Source organism: Calidifontibacillus erzurumensis (assembly GCF_013303125.1).
GTDB classification, from domain to species: Bacteria; Bacillota; Bacilli; order Bacillales; family Bacillaceae_J; genus Calidifontibacillus; species Calidifontibacillus erzurumensis.
Genome location: NZ_JABTTE010000004.1, coordinates 181,067 through 193,390 on the forward strand (window position 1 = coordinate 181,067; position 12,324 = coordinate 193,390).

12 protein-coding genes are annotated in these 12,324 nt (G+C 36.7%); 1 reads left to right on the top strand and 11 read right to left on the bottom strand.

The annotated features are described in order from the left end of the window. Positions 1-192: 192 nt before the first annotated feature. The 7 genes from fabG to HR057_RS05495 form a co-directional block, all read right to left on the bottom strand. Positions 193-933 carry a 3-oxoacyl-[acyl-carrier-protein] reductase gene (gene fabG / locus HR057_RS05465; RefSeq protein WP_173730415.1) on the bottom strand — a complete coding sequence of 247 codons (741 nt, stop codon included), beginning with the start codon at positions 931-933 and terminating at the stop codon, positions 193-195. Further along, positions 934-1,878, bottom strand: a complete 945-nt coding sequence (gene fabD, locus HR057_RS05470) for an ACP S-malonyltransferase (RefSeq protein WP_173730416.1) — start codon at positions 1,876-1,878, stop codon at positions 934-936. Positions 1,879-1,890: 12 nt separating this feature from the next. Further along, positions 1,891-2,877, bottom strand: a complete 987-nt coding sequence (gene plsX / locus HR057_RS05475) for a phosphate acyltransferase PlsX (RefSeq protein ID WP_173730417.1) — start codon at positions 2,875-2,877, stop codon at positions 1,891-1,893. Further along, positions 2,861-3,460: a transcription factor FapR gene (fapR, locus tag HR057_RS05480; RefSeq protein ID WP_173730418.1), complete on the bottom strand. Its 600-nt coding sequence runs from the start codon at positions 3,458-3,460 to the stop codon at positions 2,861-2,863. The genes plsX and fapR overlap by 17 nt, the downstream gene beginning before the upstream one ends. A gap of 112 nt (positions 3,461-3,572) precedes the next feature. Continuing rightward, positions 3,573-5,618: an ATP-dependent DNA helicase RecG gene (gene recG / locus HR057_RS05485; RefSeq protein WP_173730419.1), complete on the bottom strand. Its 2,046-nt coding sequence runs from the start codon at positions 5,616-5,618 to the stop codon at positions 3,573-3,575. An 86-nt stretch (positions 5,619-5,704) separates the two neighbouring features. Beyond that, positions 5,705-7,384 (bottom strand): DAK2 domain-containing protein, encoded by a 1,680-nt coding sequence (locus tag HR057_RS05490; RefSeq protein ID WP_173730420.1) that lies wholly within the window; start codon positions 7,382-7,384, stop codon positions 5,705-5,707. Between the two features lie 71 nt (positions 7,385-7,455). Beyond that, on the bottom strand, positions 7,456-7,818 hold the full coding sequence (locus tag HR057_RS05495; RefSeq protein WP_173730421.1) for an Asp23/Gls24 family envelope stress response protein: 363 nt from the start codon (positions 7,816-7,818) through the stop codon (positions 7,456-7,458). Positions 7,819-8,079: 261 nt separating this feature from the next. Here HR057_RS05495 and rpmB point away from each other — a divergent pair, with 261 nt between their 5' ends. Next, positions 8,080-8,265, top strand: coding sequence for a 50S ribosomal protein L28 (gene rpmB / locus HR057_RS05500; protein ID WP_173730422.1), 186 nt, complete (start codon positions 8,080-8,082; stop codon positions 8,263-8,265). 25 nt (positions 8,266-8,290) lie between these two features. Here the strand turns inward: rpmB and spoVM are convergent, their stop codons facing one another. The 4 genes from spoVM to pknB all read right to left on the bottom strand — a co-directional run bounded on the left by spoVM (position 8,291) and on the right by pknB (position 12,324). After that, positions 8,291-8,371, bottom strand: a complete 81-nt coding sequence (spoVM, locus tag HR057_RS05505) for a stage V sporulation protein SpoVM (protein ID WP_173730474.1) — start codon at positions 8,369-8,371, stop codon at positions 8,291-8,293. Between the two features lie 448 nt (positions 8,372-8,819). Further along, positions 8,820-9,464 carry a ribulose-phosphate 3-epimerase gene (rpe, locus tag HR057_RS05510; RefSeq protein ID WP_173730423.1) on the bottom strand — a complete coding sequence of 215 codons (645 nt, stop codon included), beginning with the start codon at positions 9,462-9,464 and terminating at the stop codon, positions 8,820-8,822. A gap of 2 nt (positions 9,465-9,466) precedes the next feature. Next, on the bottom strand, positions 9,467-10,348 hold the full coding sequence (rsgA, locus tag HR057_RS05515) for a ribosome small subunit-dependent GTPase A (RefSeq protein WP_173730424.1): 882 nt from the start codon (positions 10,346-10,348) through the stop codon (positions 9,467-9,469). A 32-nt stretch (positions 10,349-10,380) separates the two neighbouring features. Continuing rightward, positions 10,381-12,324 (bottom strand): Stk1 family PASTA domain-containing Ser/Thr kinase, encoded by a 1,944-nt coding sequence (gene pknB / locus HR057_RS05520; protein ID WP_329955842.1) that lies wholly within the window; start codon positions 12,322-12,324, stop codon positions 10,381-10,383.

The window sequence follows — 12,324 nt, forward strand, 5'->3', positions numbered from 1 at the left end:
TTCACCTCCCCTCAAGGTATTATATTAAAATCTTGCCAAAAAAACTAGCTAAAGTCCATTTAAATTAAAACATACCTTACCCTTAACCACCCAACCACCCAACTTTATATCTCCTTTCGAATAATTTACGAAACCGAGAACAAAAAGCCAAAAGATTGATATGTCAATTTTCTAACCATTTTCAAAAAATTATTACATTACCATTCCGCCATCGACATGGATCGTTTGTCCTGTAATATAACTGCTATCATCCGATGCTAAGAAACGAACAACATGAGCAATATCAGCAGGGTCACCAAAACGACCTAACGGAATTTGTTTTAACATTTCATTTTTTGCTTCTTCAGGCAACTCATCTGTCATATCAGTTGTAATAAATCCTGGTGCAATAGCGTTAACAGTGATGTTCCTGCTAGCAAGTTCTTTTGCTGTTGTCTTCGTTAAACCGATAACTCCTGCTTTAGCTGCTACGTAATTTGCTTGTCCAGGATTTCCACAAACACCGACTATAGAAGCAATATTTATGATGCGGCCCTTTTTTTGTTTCATCATTTGTCGTGTAACCGCTTTTGTACATAAAAAGACACCTTTTAAATTTGTATTTATGACTGCATCCCAATCTTCTTCTTTCATTCTCATCAATAAATTATCTCTCGTAATACCAGCATTATTTACTAGGATATCTAATGCACCAAATGTAGCAATAACTTCTTTCACCATGACTTCAACAGATTCAGCATTTGCCACATCCGCTTGAATAGCGAAACCTTCGCCCCCATTTTCCTTAATTAGATCCACGACTTCCTTTGCTTTAGACTCGTTGCCGGCATAGTTAACAGCAACTTTGGCACCAGCTTTCGCTAACTCAATGGCTATTGCTCTTCCGATTCCTCGTGATGCACCGGTCACAAGCGCAACTTTCCCAGTTAACATTTACAAATCCCCTTTCAGTTTTTTAATTGTTTCAATAAGCGATTCTTCATCCCCAATTGCATATGTATTTAGACGACGATTTACTTTTTTGACTAACCCACATAAAACTTTGCCAGGGCCGATTTCAATAAAAGTATCAACGCCTAGATCTACCATTTTTCTTACAGACGTTTCCCAACGGACAGGCGAATATAGTTGTTCAATCAACTTTTCTTTAATGTCCCCCGCATCAATCATCTCTTCAGCAGTGACATTTGCAATAACAGGGATTTTAGCATTTCTAATTTCGATTTGTTCAAGAACGCTTCTAAATTTTTCAGCTGCCGGTTTCATTAAAACAGAATGAAATGGGCCGCTGACAACAAGAGGGATTACTTTTTTGGCCCCGCGCTCTGCTGCTAACCGTGATGCATCTTCAACACCTTTTTTTGTCCCGGAGATTACAATTTGGCCAGGGCAATTTAAATTTGCCAATTGAACAACTTCACCATTTGCTGTAATTTCTTCTGTTACAGATGCAAGATCTGCTTCTTCCATGCCTAACACAGCAGCCATTGTACCTACTCCAGCCGGAACTGCTTCTTCCATATATTCCCCACGCTTCCGAACTGCGAAAACGCCATCTTCAAAATCGATCGCGCCAGCGGCAACTAATGCGCTATATTCACCTAAACTATGACCCGCTGCATAATCTGCTTGAATCCCATAATCTTTTAAAATTTCCAAGATGGCAATGCTGGTCGTTAATAGAGCAGGTTGCGCATTTTCGGTTAATGTCAACTTCTCCTGTGGACCTTTAAATATAATTTCAGACAATGAAATTCCTAGTCGTTCATCTGCTTGACGAAAAATTTGAGCCGCTTTTTCGAATTTATTTGCTAAATCTTGGCCCATGCCAACCGTTTGTGATCCTTGTCCAGGAAAAATAAATGCAATTTTCCCCATGTACTCTCCTCCTTAAGATTTTGTCTGGATTGTAGATTCAATTGTCGTGATAACTTGTTTTTCCACCATTTCCTTTGCTTGCCGAATCGCATGAAAAATTGCGTTAGAATCTGAGGACCCATGCGCTTTTATCACTGGGGCTTTCAACCCGAACAGACCAGCACCTCCATACTCCGAATAATCGAGTTTCAATTTTAAATTGCGGAGCTGAGGTTTAATGATCGCTGTGGCAAGCTTACTTTTCAAACTGCTTGTTAACTCACTTTTTAACATAGATAAAATTGCGAGTGCAGTACCTTCCATCGATTTTAAGGCAATATTGCCGGAAAATCCATCTGTGACAACAACATCAGCAACACCGTTCATTAAGTCCCGAGCTTCAACATTGCCGATAAAATTGATAGGTGCTTCTTTTAATAATAAAAAAGCTTGTTTCGTAAGATCGTTACCTTTTTTCTCTTCCGCACCAACATTTAATAGTCCAACTTTAGGATTATTTACTTTTCGCACCTTTTCAGCGTAGATGGAACCCATAATCGCATATTGAAGCAAATGTTCCGGTCTTGCATCGGCATTGGCGCCTACATCTAGAAAAACAAAGCCTCGACCATCGATCGTCGGCATCGTAGGTGATAATGCTGGACGATCAATCCCTTCAATACGGCCAACAATGAAAAGCCCTGCTGCCATCAAAGCTCCTGTATTTCCAGCCGAAATACAGGCATCTGCCCTTCTTTCTTTCACTTCGTTAGCCATTAGCACCATTGAAGCTGATTTTTTTCGTCGTACGGCCCGCACGGGTTCATCTTCAGCTTCTATGACTTCATCCGTATGTATAATCGAAATGTTTTTAGTCGTCGTTAAATATTTGGTAATTTCTTGTTCATTGCCGACTAAAATAAATTGTAGATCAGGAAAGGCTTGTACAGCTTTCATTACGCCTTTAACAATTTGTTCGGGGGCGTGATCCCCACCCATTGCATCAATTGCTATTTTCATTGATTGAACCTGCTTTCTTCCATTTATTTGGTCTATACATCTCAAATTCACCGATGAATGCAAGCTCTTGTCCAACATAAGACTGCACTAGTACGGTTGTTCGATGTCTTTCTTCATCATTTGCGATTACTTTCGCTTTTGCAACTACCCGCTCATTTTCTCTTACTTGGCGGGTAAATTTGACGTTCGCTTTTGCCGTCAAAGCCAATTCTTCATCAAGGAGCGCAACAGCCAATGAATTCGCTTGGGCAAATAGATGATGGCCCCGAGCGATAGGATTCCTTGTGAAGACATGTTCCTTTTTGACATCAAAAATGGATATTGCACTCTTTTCCATTTCTAAATCAACGATGTCCCCAATAATCTCTTCAATTTGCAACGATTTTACTTCTTCATTAAGCTTTGCTTTTGCAACATCTTTTATTCTTTCCCGAAGCTCTGGGATTGATAATTCAAGCCGGTCTAATCGAATGGTTTGAATGCTGACATTAAATTTTTTTGCTAATTCTTCATCAGTGATAAATGGAGTTTCATCAATCGTTGCTTTTAGTACTTTTTGCCGTTCTTTTTTTGAAAGTCGCACTGGAACCACCCTCCGATACTAAGACTAGGTACTAATAGTAGTATAGGGATTTTCAAACAGACTGGCAAGTATAATTTTCCTTTTTACTAAAATAGTTTTTCATTAAATCCTTCTAATCTAGTTTTTCACCGTTCAATACGCCCGTCTCCTCTAGATAAGAACGTAACAGAGAAAAATCATCACTTTCCCAAAAAATTTTAGATGATATAAGTTTAATAGCATCATTTCTAGCCACTTCTAATATTTTGTAATCGTGAACCATATCAGCCAATTTAAATTCCGGCAAACCGCTTTGCTTTTTACCAAAGAAGTCACCGGGACCTCTTAATTCAAGGTCTTTTTGTGATAGCTCAAAACCATCATTTGTTTCTGTCATAATTTTCATCCGTTCGATCCCTATTTCCGATTTAGGATCGGCAATCAAAATACAATAAGATTGTTCACTGCCACGCCCAACACGACCTCTAAGCTGATGCAGCTGTGCCAAACCAAAACGTTCCGCATCTATCACAACCATTACGGTCGCATTTGGTACATTGACACCGACTTCGACAACGGTTGTTGATACTAGAATATGATATTCATTTTCACTAAACTTCCTCATGACTTCTTCTTTTTCACTGGAATGTAGACGGCCATGCATTAAACCTATTTTTATATTTTCTGGAAAATAATGAACCAACATAGCATGAACATCTATGGCGTTTTGCACATCCAACTTTTCAGATTCTTCAATGAGGGGACAAATAACATAGGCTTGTCTACCTTTTTTTACTTCTTTGTATATGAATTGCAAAACGCGTTCAAACATCTGTTCCTTTACCCAATATGTTTCAATTTTCTTTCGGCCAGCCGGCATTTCATCGATGACAGACACATCCATATCACCAAATACCGTTATTGCCAGTGTACGCGGAATCGGAGTAGCAGTCATGAAAAGTACATCAGGATTTTCACCCTTTTCTCTTAAAATACGTCTTTGCTCAACACCAAAGCGATGCTGTTCATCCGTAATCACTAACCCTAATTTATGAAAATTAACCTCATCTTGAATAAGTGCATGGGTACCAATTAAAAGATCTATTTCACCTTTTTGCAGCCTTTCTAAAATATCCTTTCTTTTTTTTCCTTTAACAGAACTTGTTAATAATGCAATCGAAATATCATGTTGTTCGAAAATATTAATGAGGGAAGTTGCATGTTGTTCAGCAAGAATTTCAGTAGGAACCATCAGCGCTCCTTGATAACCAGCACAAATTGCTGCATATAAAGCAATAGCAGCCACAACAGTTTTCCCAGACCCAACATCACCTTGCAACAAGCGGTTCATACGATAGGGGGAGGACATGTCATGAAGAATTTCAGTTACAACTCTTTGTTGAGCGTTCGTTAATGGAAAAGGCAAGGTAGCAATAAATTGTTCTATTTTTCTCATTGAAAATTTTTGTGAAAATCCGCCGCTCCGTTCTCTTTCAAATTTCCGAAGCGATTGCATTTTTAATTGAAAAAGCAAAAACTCTTCATAAACAAGACGTCTGCGTGCCTGCTTTAAATATTCAGCACTTTCAGGTTGGTGAATATATTGAACTGCGTCTTTTCTTGGCAATAATTTATATTTTTTTAAAATCGATACAGGTAAAAATTCTAAGATTTCATTTCCATATTCATTTAATGCCGACCGTATGATACGCTGCATCAATTTTGTCGTCATTTTCCCCCTGACAGAATAGACCGGTTCCAACTCTTGCCTACCTGTAACTATCCCTTTCTTTAAAAGACTGCCGGTAATCGTTTGTCGATGACTGTCCCATTTTCCAGTTATAGTAATAATGTCACCAACGCCAATTTGTTTTTTTAAATAAGGCTGATTAAAAAACACAACTGTAATGAGCAGATTATTAATAAAAACACGGACCATTAAACGCGATTTATTCCGACCGTAAAATGTTAAGGAAGGCTCGCTATGAACCTTCCCTTCCACTGTTATTTTTTCATTATGTTTGATCGTGTGGAGATCTCGAATTCGATAGTCCTCATAACGATAAGGAAAATATTCAATCAACTCACCAATCGTATGAATGCCCATTTCATTCAATTGTAAAGCGGTTTCTTCGCCAACCCCTTTAACATTAATGATACTTTGATTAAGCCTATTCACACCATTTAAGCTGCATTAAAGATGTATTGAATGAATGCAGCTTGACCTCCCTTACCTGAAATCTCATTTTCATATCTTACAATTGTTTACTCCACCGCAAAAATGAACGGATATAAAGGTTGTCCTCCGTTATGGGTTTCAATTTCAAGATCCTCATAATGCTCTTCTAGATAGTTGGTTAATTCCTTAACATCGTTAGTGTTCGCATCTTCACCTTGGAGAATCGTAATAATTTCGTCGTCATCTGTAATCATTTTATTTAGTAACTGTTTAGCTGCTTCAATTTGATTTTCATGTGTAACGACTATTTTACCATCCAAAATTCCCATAAAGTGTCCTTTATTTATTTCTAACCCATCAATGACCGTATCCCGAATTGCGAAAGTAATTTGTCCCGTTTTCACTTTTTCAAGCGCTTTTGTCATTGTCTTTTCATTTTCTTCAAGGTTTGAAGATGGGTTAAATGCCAACAAAGATGTCAATCCTTGGGGAACAGTTTTGGTAGGTATTACAATAACATCTTCATCTACAACAGAAGAAGCTTGCGTAGCTGCCATTATAATATTTTTGTTGTTCGGTAAAATGATAACTTTTTTAGCATGAACGTCTTTGATCGCTTGAACGAAGTCTTCGATGCTCGGATTCATTGTTTGTCCGCCTTCAACAATGGCATGGACACCTAAACTTTTAAACAATTGAGCAATGCCACTCCCCATTGCAACAGCAACAATTCCGTACTCTTTTTCTTTCTTTTGTTCATTGTTTACGAGTGGAGCTTTTTGTTTCTCTTCCGTTTCCAAAATCGAACGGTGTTGCTCGCGCATATTGTCAATTTTTATTTTTGTCAAACTGCCAAATTTTTGAGCAAAGTTTAATACATTTCCAGGATGTTCCGAATGAATATGTACTCTAGCGATCTCATCATCAGCAACAACGAGCAATGAATCACCGTGTTTGCTCAACTCTTCCCGAAAAGTTTTTTCTGAAAAAGGATTGCGTTCTAATTTATCTTTTTCAAATAAGACCATAAATTCTGTACAATAACCATATTTTATTTCGTCTGTTGATAGGTGGCTTTGTGCTGATTTATGGTGTTCAATTTTTACGAGCTCATCAATCGATACATCAGCTTCGATAATTTGAGTTTCTTCACCTTTTAACGCAGCCAAAAACCCTTCATAGATGACAACAAGACCTTGGCCCCCGCTATCAACAACTCCTACTTCCTTTAAGACCGGCAATAATTCGGGCGTCCTATTTAATGATGCTTTCGCTTCCTTAAGTGTCTCTTCCATTATTTGATCTATATTAAAGTTCTTAGAAGCAACTTGCATAGCTTTCTTTCCTGCATCTTTAGCAACGGTCAAAATCGTTCCTTCAACAGGCTTCATTACTGCCTTATATGCAGTCTGAACACCCGCTTCAATCGCTTGAGCAAATTCAATTCCATTAATTGTTTCTTTCCCTTCGATTGCCTTGGCAAATCCACGGAAAAGTTGTGATAAAATGACTCCTGAATTGCCTCGTGCCCCCATCAGCAATCCTTTTGAAAAAGCTTGAGCCATTTTTCCAATATGGTTATTGATTTGTTTTTTTACTTCATTGGCTCCTGATGTCATTGACAAACTCATATTTGTACCAGTATCTCCGTCAGGAACAGGGAATACATTTAATGCATCGACCATTTTTGCGTTTGTTGCCAAATAATTTGCACCAGAAATAACCATTTGGGCAAACATGATTCCGTCTAATTGCTTCAGTGTCACAAGTTTTCCTCCTTAAAATTCAGTCCGAACATTTTTCTTTAACATCTTCCTAAAATCAGTTAGATTCATTATTATGGATTCGTTACTCGTACGCCTTGAACATAAATATTGACGGAATCAACATTTAGCCCCAATGTTCGATTAAGAGTATAACGGACCTTATTTTGTACATTGTGTGCAACTTCTGATATTTTTGTACCATAGCTGACAATGATATACATATCAATATGCAATTCGTCATCTTCTTGACGTACTAATACACCTTTTTTAAAATTTTCTTTACGAAGGATTTCTGAAATTCCATCTTTTAATTGATTTCTTGAAGCCATTCCAACAATCCCATAGCAATCAACAGCTGCCCCACCAGCAATTGTTGCTATCACTTCATTTGTGATTTCAATTTGACCGTAATCGGTTTTCATTTCAATGGACATTTATAAATCCTCCTTGATATTTATATATTTAAACAGATATACACCTAGCTTACTTAACGTCATTTTACTATAATATTCATTTCAAGAAAAGCTTTAGCACCCTGGTGAATCCTTTGTATTCTAGGAATGTCAAGTAATTTTTCTTGATATTCTAGTATTCAATTATTGCGTTCTCTTGGTTTTTATGTTAAATTAATTAAGTGTTTTTTACATCATTTCTTTCGTTTTATGCAATTTGGTTCGAATAGAGGAGGGAAACAAATGAAACAATGTTATATTACAGGTCGTAGAACTCGTTCAGGTAACCATCGTTCACATGCGATGAACGCTAATAAACGCAGATTTGGGGCAAACTTACAAAAAGTTCGAATTTTAGTTGATGGAAAGCCAAAGCGTGTATGGGTTTCTGCACGTGCTCTTAAATCAGGAAAAGTAACACGCGTGTAAAAAAGCACCTTTAACAGGTGCTTTTTTAGTCTTTTTTAAATGCTCCAATAATCGCTCTTACAACCCCGCCTAAAAACTTCGGCAATTTGATCGTATAAAACTTCATAATTTCCCTCCTCAAAGCACGGATTCCCTTTTCGATATTTTATAGTCATAACAATTTTTCTTTTTAAATATATTCATATGTTTTAAAAATGTACCTAATAGATGATAAATATAAATGCCACTTCCTTATCACCTATCTTATGCAAGTAATTTTTCGTTGAGAACAAAATGAAATAAAAATATATTGGGTAAAAGAACTATTTTCTAACCATGCTATAAGGAAAGTTTCCTTCAATTAGTTGAACAAATATAAAACTGTCTAAAAAGGAAACGGACATAATGCAAAGGTACCAAAGATGTTAAAGATAAAAAAGACGATTCTTCGTTAAACATACAACGTACAAGTCAACACCTAATGAAAATCTTCTTAAAAGAAAAAGTGGAGAAAAAGGAATAGCTTTTCTCCACCTTCATTTTATTGATTATAATTATTTAATAGAGCTAATTATTCAACCCCGAATGGCAGCAATTGCTTTTTGCCGATCTTCTTGATTAAAAATAGCTGATCCTGCTACAAGGACAGTCGCTCCTGCTTCAACACATAGTTTGGCTGTTTCAGGATTGACCCCTCCATCCACTTCTATTTCTACATTTAAATCACGCTCTTGTATCCAATTAGCTGCTGTTTTAATTTTCGGCAATACTTGAGGAATAAATTTTTGGCCTCCGAATCCTGGATTTACGGTCATAAATAAAACCATATCAATATCTTCTAAAATATGTTCAATCATATTAACAGGAGTAGCAGGATTAAGAACAACTCCAGCTTTTACCCCTTGATCTTTAATTAAATGGATTGTGCGATGCAAATGCTTGCAGGCTTCTACATGAACAGTGATAATATCAGCACCCGCACGTGCAAATTGTGGAATATACAAATCTGGATTTTCTATCATTAAATGCACATCTAATGGTAGTTTTGTAACTGGTCTGATTGCTTCTACAATGAGCGGACCAATTGTTATATTCGGAACAAAATGTCCATCCATAACATCTACATGGATATAGTCTGCTCCACCTTTTTCAACATCTTTTATTTCATTTCCTAAGTTGGCAAAATCCGCTGATAAAATTGATGGTGCAATTTTAATCATATCTAGTACCTCGGCTTTCTTTCTTTAATTTCTGTCAAAAATTCAACATAATGTTCATAACGATATTTCGGAATTTCTTCCTTTTCAACAGCTTCTTTTACAGCACATTTTGGCTCAGATACATGTAAACATCCACGGAATTTACAATAATCTGCTCGTTTCTTCATTTCAGGAAAACAATTTGATAAATCTTCAGCTTCAAGATCTGTAAATTCAAGCGAACTAAACCCAGGTGTGTCTGCCACTAACCCATTTTCAAATTGTATTAATTCCACATGTCTCGTTGTATGTTTTCCACGTCCTAGATGGTTCGAAATTTCATTCGTTTTTAAAGACAATTGTGGCAGTAAAGCGTTTAATAAAGACGATTTTCCAACACCGGATTGTCCAGCAAAGACCGAAACTTTTTCCCTTAAATACGGTCTTAGCTGATCGATTCCTTCTTTCGTTTTAGCGGAGGTGAAAATCACGTCATATCCAATATGTTCGTAATCCTGTACATATCGATTTATTTCCGATTTTGTCTCCTCATCCAATAAATCTATTTTTGTAATACATATTACAGGGGTAATATTGTTATGTTCGATTAGCACTAAAAAGCGGTCAAGTAAAAAAGGATTAAATGCCGGTTCAGTTGCTGAAAATATGATAACCGCTTGATCAACATTTGAAATTGGTGGCCTTATTAATTCATTTTTTCTCTTTTTGATTTCCATTATATAACCTTCAGTTTCATTAGTAGGTTCAAATATTACATCATCGCCAACCAATGGTGTGATCTTATTTTTTCGAAAGACACCTCTACCTCTACATTGAGCAATCCCTTCTTCATGTAAAACATAATAAAAACCGCTAAGCGCTTTAATAATTTTTCCCTCTGCCATGCATACCTCCAAAAAATAGTTTTTATTTAGGATTAAGGGATCGATTCGTAACTGATTTCACCGCTGTCTAACAAATTCCCGTTTACAAAAATTTTATAGGATGCTTTCCCATCATATGGAATTACGAGTTTAATTGGAATTTCAGTTGTTTCTCTAATTTTGAAAACTTCCGGCTTGCCATCCATTTCATGTTCCATATCTTCTATGTATACTTCAACTACTTGTTCAGCAAAACCATTTTCACTATAAAAAGGAATTACTTTTGAAAACTCGTAAACCTTTGGTTCAGGACCTTTTGAAAGGACAATTTTCACAGTTGAACCTTTTTCAACTGAAGTACCGCTAGCTGGTTCTTGTGAAATTACCAAGCCGCTATCAATTTCATTCGAATATTGCTCTTCACGCTTTTGAAGTGATAAATTATTCTCATTCACAAATTTTTTAACTCGGTCTTCATTCCAACCAACCATGTTAGGCATTTTTATTTGCGGACCTTTGCTCACTTGAAAAATGACCCACATTCCACTTATTTCGTCAGGATTGACGAGCTCATTCGGTTTTGGTTGCAACTGACCAACTATTTCATTTTCTGGACGGTCACTTTCTATATAATTAGGTAAAATATGTTCTTCATTGATCCCTATTAACTTTAGTTCACGTACTGCATCCGTTAACTGATAACCAATGTAATTATCAAATTCTATTTTCTCTTTGCCTAAACTTTCATAAACAATAACTTCAAATCCTTCTTTCACCGTCGAATTGACAGGAGGATCCGTTTTAACGACAGCACCTTCAGGTACTATATTATCTACAATTTTTTTTGGCTTCACCTTTAAACCTACGGATTGAAGTTCTTCAATCGCTTCTGCCATTGGCAGATTTGTAACGTCAGGTATTACTACATCTTTAGGTTCAAAAAGAGGCGGTATTAAAAATAATCCAGCAGCTGGGACGCCAACAAATAGAAAAATCCCTAAAATTAAAGTGAATATCAATCTTTTTTTCTTTTTCTCTTTTTCTTTCACTTGCTCTTCTTTTGGAGAATGAATGATTGTATGATCGCTTGATGGTATTTTCTGTTTACTCGTAATGATTGGAATTGCTTTTGTTGCTTCATCATCTTCCGGTATTTCAAACTTTGGTTCATTCAAGCGGCTTGGATCCAAAGCTGTTTCCAAATCCATTCTCATATCTGTTACGCTATTATAGCGCAAAAAAGGATCTTTTACGGTCGCTTTTAACACGATGTTTTCTACACTTTGTGGAATGCTTGGGTTCCACTTTCTCGGTGAAGGAGTTTCACTTTGTAAATGCTTTAAAGCAATTGATATGGCTGATTCACCCGAAAAAGGTAGGCGGCCAGTTAGAAGCTCGAACATGACAACACCGAGTGAGTAGATGTCAGACTTTTTAGTAGCCATGCCACCTCTCGCTTGTTCTGGAGATAAATAATGAACAGAGCCGAGCACTGAATTTGTTTGTGTTATCGATGTTGCACTCAATGCCATAGCAATTCCAAAATCGGTAACTTTCACATGCCCTTTATAATCAATGAGTATATTATGTGGTTTTATATCTCGGTGGATAATTTGATTTTGATGAGCATGTTCGATGGCAGCTGTAATTTGCTTCATGATGTCAATGACTTCTTCAACTGTAAGTGTTTTTTTCTGTTGGATATACTGTTTTAGTGTTTGACCTTCAATATACTCCATTACGATGAAATAAATGTTTTCTTCTTCACCAACATCATAAATGCTGACGATATTTGGATGATTAAGACTTGTTGCCGAGTGAGCTTCACGACGGAAACGTTTAATGAACTCATCATCATTCGAAAATTCCGGTTTTAGTACTTTCACGGCTACATCCCGATCTAAGATAAGATCATGAGCGAGGTAAACATTGGCCATACCTCCACCGCCGATCATATCGAGAATTTTATAACGATCACTTAACCGTCTACCTATCAT